At 62.9% G+C, this 15,559-nt stretch carries 11 protein-coding genes; 10 read left to right on the forward strand and 1 reads right to left on the reverse strand.

Annotation, left to right across the window (positions count from 1 at the left end):
- Positions 1 to 3 precede the first annotated feature (3 nt).
- The 7 genes from ACEN9T_RS10135 to ACEN9T_RS10165 all read left to right on the forward strand — a co-directional run bounded on the left by ACEN9T_RS10135 (position 4) and on the right by ACEN9T_RS10165 (position 6,999).
- Positions 4 to 636 (forward strand): PilN domain-containing protein, encoded by a 633-nt coding sequence (locus ACEN9T_RS10135; protein WP_413707660.1) that lies wholly within the window; start codon positions 4 to 6, stop codon positions 634 to 636.
- Positions 637 to 638: 2 nt separating this feature from the next.
- A complete protein-coding gene (locus ACEN9T_RS10140; protein WP_413707661.1) occupies positions 639 to 1,298 on the forward strand; it encodes a type 4a pilus biogenesis protein PilO in 660 nt (219 codons plus the stop codon).
- Positions 1,295 to 1,840 carry a pilus assembly protein PilP gene (locus ACEN9T_RS10145; RefSeq protein ID WP_092975773.1) on the forward strand — a complete coding sequence of 182 codons (546 nt, stop codon included), beginning with the start codon at positions 1,295 to 1,297 and terminating at the stop codon, positions 1,838 to 1,840. Before ACEN9T_RS10140 ends, ACEN9T_RS10145 begins: the two co-directional genes overlap by 4 nt.
- A gap of 2 nt (positions 1,841 to 1,842) precedes the next feature.
- Positions 1,843 to 3,999, forward strand: a complete 2,157-nt coding sequence (gene pilQ / locus ACEN9T_RS10150) for a temperature dependent type IV pilus secretin PilQ (RefSeq protein WP_413708437.1) — start codon at positions 1,843 to 1,845, stop codon at positions 3,997 to 3,999.
- A gap of 138 nt (positions 4,000 to 4,137) precedes the next feature.
- A complete protein-coding gene (locus ACEN9T_RS10155) occupies positions 4,138 to 4,710 on the forward strand; it encodes a shikimate kinase (protein ID WP_175537194.1) in 573 nt (190 codons plus the stop codon).
- Complete coding sequence (aroB, locus tag ACEN9T_RS10160; protein WP_092975764.1) at positions 4,707 to 5,813, forward strand: 3-dehydroquinate synthase; 1,107 nt, start codon at positions 4,707 to 4,709, stop codon at positions 5,811 to 5,813. The genes ACEN9T_RS10155 and aroB overlap by 4 nt, the downstream gene beginning before the upstream one ends.
- A gap of 19 nt (positions 5,814 to 5,832) precedes the next feature.
- On the forward strand, positions 5,833 to 6,999 hold the full coding sequence (locus ACEN9T_RS10165) for a deoxyguanosinetriphosphate triphosphohydrolase (RefSeq protein ID WP_092975761.1): 1,167 nt from the start codon (positions 5,833 to 5,835) through the stop codon (positions 6,997 to 6,999).
- A 225-nt stretch (positions 7,000 to 7,224) separates the two neighbouring features.
- Here the strand turns inward: ACEN9T_RS10165 and ACEN9T_RS10170 are convergent, their stop codons facing one another.
- Positions 7,225 to 7,899: an OmpW/AlkL family protein gene (locus ACEN9T_RS10170; protein ID WP_092975758.1), complete on the reverse strand. Its 675-nt coding sequence runs from the start codon at positions 7,897 to 7,899 to the stop codon at positions 7,225 to 7,227.
- Between the two features lie 250 nt (positions 7,900 to 8,149).
- Between ACEN9T_RS10170 and ACEN9T_RS10175 the strand changes: the two genes are divergently transcribed.
- The 3 genes from ACEN9T_RS10175 to ACEN9T_RS10185 all read left to right on the forward strand — a co-directional run bounded on the left by ACEN9T_RS10175 (position 8,150) and on the right by ACEN9T_RS10185 (position 15,458).
- Entirely contained in the window at positions 8,150 to 8,875 is a 726-nt protein-coding gene (locus tag ACEN9T_RS10175) for a transposase (protein ID WP_092975756.1), read from the forward strand.
- A gap of 262 nt (positions 8,876 to 9,137) precedes the next feature.
- Complete coding sequence (locus ACEN9T_RS10180; RefSeq protein WP_254775733.1) at positions 9,138 to 13,850, forward strand: glutamate synthase-related protein; 4,713 nt, start codon at positions 9,138 to 9,140, stop codon at positions 13,848 to 13,850.
- A 144-nt stretch (positions 13,851 to 13,994) separates the two neighbouring features.
- Positions 13,995 to 15,458, forward strand: coding sequence for a glutamate synthase subunit beta (locus ACEN9T_RS10185; protein ID WP_413707662.1), 1,464 nt, complete (start codon positions 13,995 to 13,997; stop codon positions 15,456 to 15,458).
- Positions 15,459 to 15,559 lie beyond the last annotated feature (101 nt).

Raw genomic sequence — 15,559 nt, forward strand, 5'->3', positions numbered from 1 at the left:
ACGATGGCCAATGAAAGCGCGAATGCCGTGAATGCGCTCCCCAGCGTTAATCTGTTGCCGTATCACGCAGAGCGACGCGCCGGTAAGCGCAAGAAAGTCTTCATGAGCTTGGGCGGCGCTGCCGTTGCGGGCGCCGTGGTTGTGTTCCTGGGCGGCATGGTGATCGATCACCAGACCGAAGAGGCGCAACGCATCAACGACATCCTCACGCAGAAGAACGCGGAGATGGACAAGCAGATCGCCGAGGTCAACACCCTCAAGAAGGACATCGACGACCTCCTGCAACGCCAGCAAGCGGTGGAAAGCCTGCAGAACCAGCGCAACCGCCCGGTGCAGTTGCTCGAGGAACTGGTGCGTCAGGTGCCGGACGGCATCTATCTCACGTCGCTCAAGCAGGATGGCGAGCGTTACACCGTATCGGGTGTGGCGCAGTCCAACGAACGCGTGTCGGATCTGCTGCGCAACCTGGGTGCGGTGCCCTGGCTGGATCACGCCGAGCTGGGCGAATCGGTGGCCACCACCATGACGAACAACCTGAAGGAACAGCGCCGCTTGTTCAACTTCACGATCCGCTTCCAATGGAAGACCGAGCCGGCAGCGCCGGCCAAGCCGGGTACGGCCACGGCAGGGAAATAACCATGGCGCTCTCGACCGAAATTTCGCTGGAAGACTTGGTCAGCCAGTTCCGTGGCCTGAACCTGAATGAGCCGGAAACGTGGCCGATCGCGCCGCGCATCCTGTTCATGATTCTCTCGGCCGTGCTGGTGATCGGCCTGGGTTGGCAGTTCTACTGGAGCGGCAAGTTTGACGAGCGCGACGCCAAGCGCACCGAGCAGGACAACCTCAAGTCGGCATACCAGAGCAAGCTCGCACAGGTGGTGAACCTCGAAGCCTTGCGCAAGCAGAAAGCTGAGGTGGAGCAGCGTGTCGCGAAGCTCGAACTGCAACTGCCGAACAAGACCGAGATGGACGCGCTGCTGGCCGACGTCAACCATGCCGGTATCGCGCGTGGCCTGACCTTCGACCTGTTCCGCCCGTCCGGCGCGGTGATCAAGCCTTACTACGCCGAGATCCCGGTGGCGGTGAAGGTGAATGGCCGCTATCACGACATGGCACTCTTTGCTGCCGACGTGGCCGCGCTGTCGCGCATCGTCACGTTGCAGAACATCTCGCTGACGGGCACCAAGGATGGCGGCATGGTGATGGAAACGCGCGCTGAAGCCTACCGGGCGCTCGACGCCGATGAGCAGGCGGCTCAGCGCAAGGCGAATGCCGCTGCCAAGGGAGGCGCCAAATGAGGGGCCGCACCATGAGCCGTCGTCGCATGTCGCACGTTCTGCGTCTGTCGCCGCTGTGCCTCGCCGTCGTGCTGACGGCCTGCGGCGCGAGCGAAGACGAGGAACTGCAGCAATGGATGCAGCAAGCGCGCCAGAGCGTCAGTACGACCGTGCCGCCGCTGCCCGAGCCCAAGCCTTACGCGCCGCGCGAATACACGACCACCAAGCAGACTGATCCGTTCAGCGTGCAGAAGGTGGCAGAACTTTCGCGCGCGCAGAACGAATCGCCGGAACCGAATCGCCGTCGCGAGCCGCTGGAAGACTATCCGCTGGAAGCCTTCAAGCTGGTCGGGACGATGAAGCGCAATGGCGAGACGGAAGGTGTCCTGTCTGTCGGGGACAAGACGCAGCATGTGCATGTGGGGCAGTACATCGGACAAAACTATGGTCGCATCGTCCGCATCGGAGACCAGGAACTCACCCTGCGTGAGCTGGTGCGCGAAGGCACGACCGAATGGAAAGAAAAAATGACGACCCTGAAAGTTCAGGAGAGCGCGCAATGACGATGCGTCTTGTGAAGGGCGGCCTGTCGCAGGCAACCCGAGTGGCCCGGGGGGGCGCGGTGGCATGGCTTTCGCTGTGCCTGTTCATGGTGGCCGGCCAGGCCGTCGCTCAGCAGGCAGCGCCTGCAGCGGCCGTCTCCGGCAACACGATCGAAAAGGTGGAGCAGGCCACGGCCGGTGAATCCACCGTGGTGACGGTCACGCTCAAGAGCGCGCCGATACAGAAGCCGGTGGAGTTCAGCACGCAGCAGCCCGCGCGCATCGCCATCGACTTCTTCGGGGCCAGCTTCGCGCAGGGCCGCGCCAATTATCAATACGGCGGGAAGCTGCTGCGTTCGGCCAATGTCGTGCAGATCGGCGACCGTACCCGCGTCGTGCTCGATCTGTCGCGCCAGACGCAGTACAAGTCGGAAGTGCGCGGTAATCAGTACGTGCTGACGCTGGAAGCGGCGCCGGTGGCGGCAGCTGTCGCGGCGCCGACCTTCTCGGCCACGACACCCGTCGCAGGCGCCGAGCGCCCGGCGGTGCGCAACGTTGACTTCCGCCGCGGCGAGGATCTCGCCGGCCGCGTGGTGGTCGACCTGTCGACGGCCAACTCGGCGATCAACATCGCCCAGCAAGGTCAGAACCTTGTAGTCGATTTCGTCGGTGCGACGCTGCCGCAGTCGCTGCGTCGTCGCTATGACGTGAGCGATTTCGGCACGCCCGTGCAGGCCATGCGTGCCACTGACAACGGCACTGGCGCACGCCTGATCATCGAGCCGCGTGGCAACTGGCAGTACAGCTCGTACCAGACCGACACGCAGTTCGTGGTGGAAGTGCGCCCAACGAAGGAAGATCCGAACAAGCTGATTTCCGGCCCGGGCTACCGTGGCGAGCGCCTGTCGCTGAACTTCCAGAACATCGATGTGCGTTCGTTGCTGCAGGTCTTCGCCGACTTCACGAACCTGAACATCGTCACGAGCGACAGCGTGACGGGCACGCTTTCGCTGCGTCTGAAAGATGTGCCGTGGGATCAGGCACTGCAGATTGTGCTCGATTCCAAGGGTTTGGCGTCGCGTCGCAACGGCAACGTGCTGTGGGTTGCCCCGCGTGGCGAGCTGGCCACGAAGGAAAAAGCCGAGCTTGAATCGCAACAGCAAGTGACCGAACTGGAGCCGCTGCGCAGCCAGGTGTTCCGCTTGAACTATCAGAACGCCGGCGATGTGCGCAACATGCTGCTGGGTACCGGCGCCGCAGGTGGAGCAGGCGGTGCTGCCGGTGGCACGACCTCGCGAATTCTGTCCAAGCGCGGCTCGCTCACGGCGGATACGCGTACGAATCAGCTGTTCGTCTCCGACATCCCGAGCAAGCTTGAAGAGGTGCAGGCCTTCCTTCAGAAGATCGACATCCCGGTTCGCCAGGTGATGATCGAAGCGCGCATCGTCGAGGCGGACGACACGTTCAGCCGCAACCTGGGCGCCAAGCTGGGCTTCGCGTCGAAGACAAACGGCGCTGGTTACGGCAACACCTACACCAACGTGGTGTCGCCGGTTACGCAAAACGCCACGTGGGACAACAGCCCGGCGATCAGCTTCCCGGCCAACGGCATCAACGGCGTGAATGCAGCCAGCGTGGCCGTTAGCCTGTTCAATGCGGGTGCCGGCCGTTTCCTGGCACTGGAGCTCTCTGCGCTGGAAGCAGACGGCCGCGGCAAGATCGTTTCCAGCCCGCGCGTGGTCACTGCCGACAACATCAAGGCGCTGATCGAGCAAGGTACTGAGATTCCGTACCAGCAGGCGACCTCTTCGGGGGCGACTTCGGTGCAGTTCAAGAAGGCCAACCTGAAGCTGGAAGTGACGCCCAAGATCACACCGGATGGCAACATCTTCCTGGATGTGGACGTCAACAAGGACAGCGTGGGTATCCAGACCACCAACGGCTTTGCCATCGACACGAAGCACGTGCAGACACAGGTGCTGGTCGAGAACGGCGGCACGGTTGTGATCGGCGGTATCTATACGCAGAACGAGCGGACTGACATCAACAAAGTGCCGCTGCTGGGTGACATTCCGGTGCTCGGCAATCTGTTCAAGAGCACGAACAAGATCAACAACCGCACCGAGCTGCTCGTTTTCCTGACGCCGCGTGTGCTGTCTGATCAACTGTCGCTGAAGTAATCGGCGGCGGCATCGCGATCTGAAAGCCCGGCCTCCTGAGTGGAGCGCCGGGCTTTTTTGTGTCCTGCTTCCGGGTTTGTGCAGGATGGTGACCAAATGCCACTACAATCAAGCTCAAATTCCTGATTTCACGCGATTTTGTCTGTTTCGAACGTATTTTTCGTCGGCTTGATGGGCGCGGGCAAGACCACGGTCGGCCGGGCGGTGGCGCGTCGGCTCGATCTGCCGTTCTTCGACTCCGATCACGAGATCGAAGCGCGCTGCGGCGTGCGTGTGCCAGTCATTTTCGAGCACGAGGGCGAAGTGGGCTTCCGCGATCGCGAAACCCACATGATCGACGAACTCACCTCGCGCGATGGCGTGGTCGTGGCCACCGGCGGCGGCGCCGTGCTGCGGGCCGAGAATCGCGCGTTCTTGCGTGAGCGTGGCACCGTGATCTATCTGCGCGCCAATCCGCATGACCTGTACCTTCGCACACGCCACGACAAGAACCGGCCACTGCTGCAGACCGAAAACCCGCGTGCCAAGCTTGAAGAACTGCATGCGATCCGTGATCCGCTGTACCGTGACGTGGCGCACTTTGTCATCGAAACGGGCAAGCCCACTGTCGCCCAGCTTGTTAATATGGTCCTGATGCAACTTGAGGTGGCCGGCATTGTTGTGCCGCCCGCGGGCGCCTCCTCCTCCTCGCAAGTCTCCCCTCAGTCATGATTACCGTTGATGTTGACCTTGGCGATCGCGCCTATCCGATCCATATCGGCTCGGGGCTGCTGTCCAAGGCTGAGTTGTTCGCCCCCCACATTCGCGGCGCGCGTGCCGTGATCGTCACCAACGAGACTGTCGCACCGCTCTATGCGGCCCAGGTCGAGGAGGCCATTCGTTCGCTTGGCAAGGTTGTCGACACGGTTGTCCTGCCCGATGGCGAGTCATTCAAGAAATGGGACACGCTCAACCGGATCTTTGATGCGCTGTTGACGGCGGGCGCAGACCGCAAAACCACGCTGGTTGCGCTGGGGGGCGGCGTAATTGGCGACATGACCGGCTTTGCCGCAGCCTGCTACATGCGCGGCGTGCCGTTCATCCAGGTGCCGACGACGCTGCTGTCGCAGGTCGATTCATCTGTGGGCGGCAAGACGGGCATCAACCATCCGCTGGGCAAGAACATGATCGGTGCGTTCCACCAGCCGCAGGTGGTGCTGGCCGATATCGATACGCTACGCACGTTGCCTGCGCGGGAGCTGGCTGCTGGCATGGCCGAGGTCATCAAGCACGGCGCGATCGCCGATGCCGATTACTTCGCCTGGATCGAGCAGAACATCAAAGGCCTCAACGAGTGCGATACCGACCTGATGGCCGAAGCCGTACGCGGCTCGGTGCGCATCAAGGCGGCCGTCGTGGCGCAGGACGAGCGTGAAACTGGCCTGCGCGCCACGCTCAATTTCGGCCATACCTTCGGCCATGCCATCGAGGCCGGCCTGGGCTACGGCGAATGGCTGCATGGCGAAGCCGTCGGCTGCGGCATGGTGATGGCGGCAGACCTGTCGCATCGCCTGGGCTTTATCGACATCGACACGCGCAACCGCATCACTGCGCTCACGCGTGCGGCCGACCTGCCAACGGTGGCGCCGGATCTCGGCGTTGATCGCTTCATCGACCTGATGCGCGTCGACAAGAAGGCCGAAGCCGGCGAGATCAAATTCGTGCTGCTGCGCAAGCTGGGCCAGGCGTTCGTGACCACGGTGCCCGACGCCGACTTGCGCGCTACCTTGCGGCACGCCGTGCTGCGACCACCGACCGAAGCGCCCGTCGCCTGAGACAAGACGAGATGGCCCGATGAACGACCGATCCGCTTTGCCTTCTGCGCCGTTCGACCTCGAAGGCCCTCTCGCCCCTTACGCCGCGCATTCGGCGCAGACGCGCGGCCGCGTGCACGCCGAGCCGCCATCCACATCGCGCACCGAGTTCCAGCGTGACCGCGATCGCATCGTCCACAGCACCGCCTTTCGCCGCCTCGAATACAAGACGCAGGTCTTCGTGAATCACGAGGGCGATTTGTTCCGGACGCGGCTCACGCACAGTCTCGAGGTCGCGCAGATTGCTCGTTCGATTGCCCGCAGCCTGCGTCTGAACGAAGACCTGGTCGAAGCAATTTCGTTGGCACACGATCTGGGCCACACGCCGTTCGGCCACGCAGGGCAGGACGCGCTCAACGACTGCATGAAGCCGTACGGCGGCTTTGAACACAATCTCCAGAGCTTGTTGGTGGTCGATCGGCTGGAGGAGCGCTACGGCGGTTTCGATGGTCTGAACCTGACGTTCGAAACGCGCGAGGGCATCCTCAAACATTGCTCGCGCAACAACGCGGCCACGCTGGGTGACCTGGGGCGGCGTTTTCTCGAGGGGCAACAGCCTTCGCTGGAAGCCCAGCTTGCCAACCTTGCTGATGAGGTTGCGTACAACAACCACGATATCGACGATGGCCTGCGTTCCGGCCTGATTACGCTGGAGCAACTCGAAGGCGTGCCGCTATGGGCCGTCCATCGGCGCGAGGCCGAAACCGCGTTCCCGAATGTCAGCGGCCGGCGCCTGATCAACGAAACCATTCGCCGCATCATCAACGCGCTGATCGTCGATCTGATCGGCACCACGCGTGCCGGCATTGCTGACGTTGCGCCGCAATGTATCGATGACGTGCGTGCCGCATCAGCGCTCGTCGCGTTCTCCGACCCGATGCGCGAAGAGGCGCGCGCGCTCAAGCGCTTCCTGTTTGACAACCTGTATCGGCATTACCTCGTGATGCGCATGGCCGCCAAGGCGCGCCGCATCATCGACGATCTGTTCCGCGTCTTTATGGATGACCCGCGTCTGCTGCCACCGCAGTACCAGGCGAAAGCCAATCCCGAAGAGCAGCCGCGCTGGATCGCGCATTACATCGCCGGCATGACGGATCGTTACGCCATCAAGGAACATCGCCGCATCTTTGCCATTGATGCAGCTTGAGTAACGGCTGTACCGTTACTGTTCGGGTCGCTATCCGCCCGCCTGGCTCCCAATCGATCTGAAACCAGATCGAAATCAAACGCCCAAAAAAAATGCCCGGCCGCCCCAACGCATGCCGGGCCGAACGCGCCAACCACCGCCGACGAGCGCCCCCGCCGTCGACGGCCCCTGCGGCACGTCGGTAAAAGTCGATCAGGACAGTGTCAGTTCGCTGATCGCCCTCCCTTAAAAGCGATAGCCCAGGCCGACGCCCAGCAGCCACGGGTCAACCTTCACCTTGCTGATGGTCTGGCCGGCCATCTTCACGTCGGCGCTGATCCAGGTCTTTTTCAGGTCGACGTTGAAGTAGAGACGTTCGGTCAGGCGATAGTCGAAGCCGGCCTGCAGCGCGGGGCCGAAGCTGTTTTTGCTGAGGTCCAGCGAACCAACGCCCGGCACCTGCAGATTCACATTCGAGATGCGCGTGTAGTTGATGCCCGCGCCCACGTACGGCTTGAAGCGCGACTCGGGCGTGAAGTGGTATTGCATCGTCAGGACGGGCGGCAAGTGGCGGAAGCTGCCGATCTTGGTCGGGCCGCCCAGCGCGCTTTGCATGACCGTGACGTCCTGTTGTTGCGGGTAAGTCAGGATCAGCTCGGCCGCGAGGTGCGGCGTGAAGAAGTACGAGATGTCCAGCTCGGGCAGGACCTTGTTGTTGATCTGAATGGCGTCAGCCGGAATGGCCAGCGCCGGCACCGCGTCGGATTTGTTGGCGGCTGTCAGGTTGACAGCGCGCAGGCGCACCATCCAGTTGCCGGTGGCCGGCGGTAAGTCCGTGCTCTGCGCAAAGGCGGTCTGGCTGAATCCGGCGGCAAGCATTCCGGCGGCTACAGCTACGGCGGCTAGGCGGTGAAAAGCCATGAATCGCTCCCTCTCGTGTTGTCTCGTGATGTGATGGGAGCCAGTCTCGCGGGGAAGTTGCTTAGCCGATTTGCTCGGGATCAAGTTCACCCCGTCGTCGATGCCGTGGACGGTCGCCAATTTGACGGCACGCAAACTTCGCCGTCGCCTCTGCGCGACAGCCGCCATGCAAGCGTTTGCCTGCTAAAAATTGGGGACAGGTTCGCCGGGTTCAGGCTACGATGGCGCTTTTCGCTGCCCTGTCTGTTCCATGGCCCGCCTGCCTCGCCTCAGTCCTACGGATATTCCTGTGCACGTGTTGCAGCGCGGCAACAACCGGCAGATCGTTTTTCGCGGCGACGACGACTACGCGTTCTATCTCGACACGTTGCGCATGGCCGCGCGCGAGCACGACTTCGCCGTCCATGGCTTCTCGCTGATGCCGAATCACGTTCATCTGGTGGGGACGCCCAAGGTGGCGGACAGCCTTTCGCGCACGCTGCAGGCGGTCGGACGGCGCTATACGCGGTACTTCAACGCCGCCGCTGATCGCAGCGGAACGCTGTGGGAAGGGCGTTTCCGCTCAACCGTGCTGGACCCGGCTGAGTGGGTCTTGCCGATGCTGTTGTATGTGGAATCCAACGCCGTGCGCGCGGGTCTCGTCAGCACGCCGGAAGACGACCGATGGAGCACATATCGCCATCATGTGGGAATCCAATCCATTCCGTGGGTGAGTGACCACTATTGTTATTGGCGGCTTGGCAATACGCCTTTCGAGCGCCAATCTCGCTATCGAACGTTGTGGCACGAAGGTTTGGGTTCAGACCAGCTGGCGCAGATTCGTCAGCATGTGCACAGCGGCTGGCCGCTCGGAAACGAGGCGTTTCTCGCGACGCTGGCACGCGCCGGCGGCCGTCGCGTTGCGCCATTGCCCAAGGGGCGACCGCCCCGCCAACTCGCAGAAGTGGGAGCGGAGGACAGCGCGCGCACCGAATAGCGAGGTAGTGGAGCCGTCACGCTCAGTCGCAGCAATTGCGGTCGAATTTAATCTGTCCCCATTAGTAAACCCGCACTGTTGTCGTGCATTTATTAATTAACTCTGACCCCATTTAAAAACTTTTGCCTGTTACGGGCCACTCTTTTATATTCGTTTCACCCCGCATTCATGGTGCGGCGCGCCATTGCCTGTCTGCCACCGCATTCGCACGATCGCGAGGGTTTTCTGCGGCGCGCTGTGCCCACAACATCGGAAGATCGCCGTGGAACAACATTCCTTCCCCGCCGCGCCGTCGGCCCAGGGTCTGTACGACCCGACCAATGAACACGACGCTTGCGGCGTCGGCTTCGTCGCTCACATCAAGGGCAAGAAGAGCCACGAGATCGTCCAGCAGGGCCTGCGTATCCTGCACAACCTCGACCACCGAGGCGCCGTCGGTGCTGACCCGCTGATGGGCGACGGCGCGGGCATCCTGCTGCAGATTCCCGACCAGTTCTTCCGTGAAGAGATGGCGAAGCAGGGCATCAATCTGCCGCCGGCCGGCGAATATGGTGTCGGCATGATCTTCCTGCCGAAGGAACACGCGTCGCGCTTGGCCTGCGAACAGGAACTCGAGCGCACCGTGCGTCTGGAAGGCCAGGTCGTGCTGGGCTGGCGCGACGTGCCGGTCGACAAGACCATGCCGATGTCGCCGACGGTGCAGAAGACCGAGCCGGTGATCCGCCAGATCTTCATCGGGCGTGGCCGCGACATCATGACCACTGACGCGCTGGAGCGGAAGCTGTACGTGATCCGCAAGACCGCCAGCCACGCGATCCAGGCACTCAAGCTCAAGCACGGCAAGGAATACTTCGTGCCGTCGATGTCGGCGCGCACGATCGTCTACAAGGGCCTGCTCTTGTGCGAGCAGGTGGGCCGCTATTACCAGGACCTGGCAGACCCGCGCACGGTGTCGGCGCTGGCGCTGGTGCACCAGCGTTTTTCGACCAACACGTTCCCGGCCTGGGAACTGGCGCACCCGTACCGCATGGTCGCGCACAACGGCGAAATCAACACCGTCAAGGGCAACGTCAACTGGATCAACGCGCGTACGGGCGGCATCTCGTCGCCGGTGCTGGGCGATGATCTGCCCAAGCTGTGGCCGCTGATCTATCCGGGCCAGTCGGATACCGCATCGTTCGACAACTGCCTCGAACTGCTGACGATGGCCGGCTACCCGTTGGCCCAGGCGATGATGATGATGATTCCGGAAGCGTGGGAACAGCACACGCTGATGGATGACAACCGCCGCGCGTTCTACGAATACCACGCCGCCATGATGGAGCCGTGGGACGGCCCTGCCGCCATCTGCTTTACCGACGGCCGCCAGATCGGCGCGACGCTCGACCGTAACGGCCTGCGTCCGGCGCGCTACTACGTGACCGACGACGACATGGTCGTGATGGCCTCGGAAGCGGGCGTGCTGCCAATTCCCGAGTCGCGCATCGTCAAGAAGTGGCGCCTGCAGCCGGGCAAGATGTTCCTGATCGACATGGAGCAGGGCCGCATCATCGACGACAAGGAACTCAAGGACAACCTGGCCAACGCCAAGCCGTACAAGAGCTGGATCGATGCCGTGCGCATCAAGCTCGACGAGCTGGACGCGAAGCCCGAAGACGTGGCCGCCGAGACCAAGCCGGCCGCCAAGCTGCTGGATCGCCAGCAGGCCTTCGCCTATACGCAGGAAGACGTCAAGTTCCTGATGACCCCGATGGCTGCCAACGGCGAAGAAGCCGCGGGCTCCATGGGTAACGACAGCCCGCTGGCCGTGCTGTCGTCCAAGAACAAGACGCTTTACAACTACTTCAAGCAACTGTTCGCGCAGGTCACGAACCCGCCGATCGACCCGATCCGCGAAAACGTGGTGATGTCGCTCGTCTCGTTCATCGGGCCGAAGCCGAACCTGCTTGAGCTGAACAACATCAACCCGCCGATGCGTCTTGAAGTGAGCCAGCCCGTGCTGGACTTCAAGGACATGGCGAAGATCCGCAACATCGAGCACTACACCGGCGGCAAGTTCATGTCTTATGAGCTGGACATCTGCTATCCGGTGGCGTGGGGCAAGGAAGGCATCGAGGCGCGCCTGGCGTCGCTGTGCGCCGAGGCCGTCGATGCGGTCAAGTCGGGCTACAACATCCTGATCGTGTCCGACCGCGCGGTCGACGAGAAGCAGGCCGCCATTCCGGCGCTGCTGGCTACGTCGGCCATCCACCATCACCTCGTGGAGAAGGGCCTGCGCACAAGCACGGGTCTGGTCGTCGAAACGGGTTCGGCCCGCGAAGTGCACCACTTCGCGCTGCTGGCCGGCTATGGCGCAGAAGCCGTGCACCCGTACCTGGCGATGGAGACACTCGCCGAATTGGCGCCGGGTCTGGGCCTGACCGCCGAAAAAGCCATCTACAACTTCACCAAGGCGATCGGCAAGGGCCTGCACAAGGTGATGTCCAAGATGGGCATCTCGACGTACATGTCGTACACGGGCGCGCAGATCTTCGAAGCGATCGGCCTGTCACGTGAACTGGTCGACAAGTACTTCCACGGCACCGCATCTAACGTCGGCGGCATCGGCATCTTCGAGGTGGCTGAAGAGGCGCTGCGCTTGCACCGTGACGCCTTTGGCGATGCGCCGGTGCTGGCGAACATGCTGGATGCCGGTGGCGAATACGCCTACCGCGTCCGCGGCGAAGAGCACATGTGGACCCCGGATTCGATCGCCAAGCTGCAGCACGCGACGCGCGCGAATTCGTACCAGACGTACAAGGAATACGCGAACCTGATCAACGATCAGAGCAAGCGCCACATGACGCTGCGCGGTCTGTTCGAGTTCAAGGTTGACCCGGCACGCGCGATTCCGCTGGAAGAAGTCGAACCGGCCAAGGAGATCGTCAAGCGCTTTGCAACCGGCGCCATGTCGCTGGGTTCGATCTCAACCGAAGCGCACACCACGCTGGCCGTGGCGATGAACCGTATCGGCGGCAAGTCGAACACAGGCGAAGGCGGTGAAGACGAGCGCCGTTACCGCAACGAACTGCGCGGCATTCCCATCAAGCAGGGCACGAAGCTGTCGGACGTGATCGGCCGCGAAGTGGTCGAGCGCGATCTGGAACTGCAAGAGGGCGATTCGCTGCGTTCGAAGATCAAGCAGGTGGCGTCGGGTCGTTTCGGCGTGACGGCTGAGTATCTGGCTTCGGCTGATCAGATCCAGATCAAGATGGCGCAGGGCGCCAAGCCTGGCGAAGGCGGTCAGCTGCCTGGCCACAAGGTCACGGATTACATCGGCAAGCTGCGTTATGCGGTGCCGGGCGTGGGCCTGATCTCGCCGCCGCCGCACCACGACATTTACTCGATCGAAGATCTGGCACAGCTCATCCACGACCTGAAGAACGTGAACCCGCGTTCGGACGTTTCGGTCAAGCTTGTGTCGGAAGTGGGCGTGGGCACGGTGGCCGCAGGTGTTGCCAAGGCCAAGGCCGATCACGTGGTGATCGCGGGCCACGACGGCGGCACCGGCGCTTCGCCGTGGTCGTCGATCAAGCATGCCGGCACGCCGTGGGAGCTGGGTCTGGCCGAAACGCAGCAGACGCTGATGCTCAACGGCTTGCGCAACCGCATCCGCGTGCAGGCCGACGGCCAGATGAAGACCGGCCGTGACGTCGTGATCGGCGCGCTGCTGGGTGCAGACGAGTTCGGCTTCGCCACCGCACCGCTGGTGGTCGAAGGCTGCATCATGATGCGCAAGTGCCACCTGAACACCTGCCCGGTGGGTGTGGCGACGCAGGATCCGGTGCTGCGCAAGAAGTTCTCGGGCAAGCCCGAGCATGTGGTGAACTACTTCTTCTTCGTAGCCGAGGAAGTGCGCGAAATCATGGCGCAGCTCGGCATCCGCACCTTCAACGAACTGATTGGTCGCGCGGATCTGCTCGACACGAAGTCCGGCATCGAACACTGGAAGGCCCGCGGTCTGGACTTCGCGCGCATCTTCTATCAGCCGGCCAAGAAGGAAGGCGAGCCGTGTTATCAGGTCGACGTGCAAGACCATGGTCTTGATCGCGCACTGGATCACCAGCTCATCGAGAAGGCCAAGGCTGCGCTGGAAAAGGGCGAGCGCGTGTCGTTCATCCAGCCGGTGCGCAACGTCAACCGCACCGTGGGCGCGATGCTGTCGGGTGAAGTGGCCAAGCGCTACGGCCACGAAGGTCTGCCCGATGACTCGATCCACGTGCAGATGCAGGGCACGGCTGGCCAGTCGTTCGGTGCGTTCCTGGCACACGGCGTGACACTGGACCTGGTGGGCGACGGCAACGACTACGTGGGCAAGGGCCTGTCGGGCGGCCGCGTGATCGTGCGCCCGCCGCATGAGTTCCGCGGTGAGCCGACCAACAACATCATCGTCGGCAATACTGTGCTGTACGGCGCGCTGGCTGGTGAGGCGTTCTTCAACGGCGTGGCCGGCGAGCGCTTTGCGGTGCGCAACTCCGGCGCCACCACGGTGGTGGAAGGCACGGGCGACCACGGCTGCGAATACATGACCGGAGGCACCGTCGTCGTGTTGGGTACCACCGGCCGCAACTTCGCGGCAGGCATGTCGGGCGGCGTTGCCTACGTCTATGACGAAGACGGCCTGTTCGACAAGCGCTGCAACACGGCGCAGGTCGCACTGGAATCCGTGCTGTCGGCAGCAGACCAGGAGAAGGCGCATACCCCGTCGACCTGGCACAAGGTGAACGGCGAGCGCGTGCTCGACGAGCAACTGCTCAAGGCGCTGGTGGAAAAGCACTTCCGCTACACCGGCTCCGAGCGTGCCAAGGAACTGCTGGCCGACTGGAACAACGCGCGCCGTCGCTTCGTCAAGGTCTTCCCGACCGAGTACAAGCGTGCACTGACCGAGATGTACGAGCGCGAACAGGAAGCGGGCCGCGAACAGATCGCCGCCTGAACCTGATTCCAAGCGACTTGGCGGGTTGTCGATCGATGATCGGCTCCCGCCGCCACTGAATACAACGCAACCTCACAAGACAGGCCCGACTGCCTGCTCAGCACGACTGTGCCGGCAGAGCAGCATCGGGTCAGGAAGGACACCATGGGCAAGGCGACCGGTTTTCTCGAATTTCCCCGCCAGAACGAGGCATACGAAGCGCCCGAAGCGCGCGTGAAGCATTACAAGGAGTTCGTGTTCGCGCTGGCGGACAACGAAGCCAAGATCCAGGGCGCACGTTGCATGGACTGCGGCATTCCGTTCTGCAACAACGGCTGCCCCGTCAACAACATCATTCCGGACTTCAATGACCTGGTGTATCGCCAGGACTGGAAGACCGCGATTGAGGTGCTGCATTCGACCAACAACTTCCCCGAGTTCACGGGCCGCATCTGCCCGGCACCGTGCGAAGCGGCGTGCACGCTGGGCATCAACGAGCTGCCGGTCGGTATCAAGTCGATCGAGCACGCCATCATCGACAAGGCTTGGGAAGAAGGCTGGGTGGCACCGCAAGTGCCGAAGCACAAGACCGGCAAGACTGTGGCCGTGGTCGGCTCGGGCCCGGCTGGCATGGCCGCTGCGCAGCAACTGGCACGCGCTGGCCACGACGTGACGCTGTTCGAAAAGAACGACCGCATTGGCGGCCTGCTGCGCTACGGCATCCCCGACTTCAAGCTGGAAAAGGCGCAGATCGACCGCCGCATGCAGCAGATGGAAGCCGAGGGCGTGACGTTCCGCACCGGCGTGATGGTGGGCGACAAGACGGTTCCGGCCGGCATCACCAACGACGCGCGGGAGATGATCTCTGCCGACGACATCCTCAAGCAATTCGACGCCGTCGTGCTGACGGGTGGTTCGGAAGTGCCGCGCGATCTGCCGGTGCCGGGCCGTGATCTGGACGGCGTGCATTACGCGCTGGAATTCCTGATCCCGCAGAACAAGGAAGTGGCCGGCGATGCACCGAACCCGATCCGCGCCGATGGCAAGCACGTCATCGTGATCGGCGGTGGTGATACGGGCTCTGACTGCGTGGGCACATCCAACCGCCATGGCGCGGCGTCGGTCACGCAGTTCGAACTGCTGCCGCGTCCGCCCGAAGAAGAGAACAAGCCGCTGGTGTGGCCGTACTGGCCGATCAAGCTGCGCACGTCGTCGTCGCATGACGAAGGCTGCGAGCGCGACTGGTCGGTCGCCACCAAGGCGCTGATCGGCGAGAACGGCCGGGTGACGGGCCTTATCGCCGTGCGCCTGGAGTGGAAGGACGGCAAGATGGCCGAAGTTGCAGGCAGCGAGTTCACGCTCAAGGCTGATCTCGTCCTGCTGGCGATGGGCTTTACCAATCCCGTCGGCGGCGTGCTGGATGCCTTTGGCGTGACCAAGGATGCGCGCAACAACGCGCGTGCCGCCACCGAAGGCGACAACGCTTACGCCACCAACGTGCCGAAGGTGTTCGCCGCCGGTGATGTACGCCGCGGCCAGTCGCTCGTCGTGTGGGCCATCCGGGAAGGCCGTCAAGCCGCCCGCTCGGTCGACGCGTTTCTCATGGGCCATTCGGAACTGCCGCGCTGACCTCGCGGTTGACCGGATGACTCAGGCCCGCCTTGGCGGGCCTTTTTGTTTGTGACGCACGTGTTTTGGCGCGCGCGTCATGCCTCATGGTTTACGTCGAC

This window comes from Ralstonia sp. Ralssp110 (genome assembly GCF_047325135.1).
Classification (GTDB): Bacteria; Pseudomonadota; Gammaproteobacteria; order Burkholderiales; family Burkholderiaceae; genus Ralstonia; species Ralstonia mojiangensis.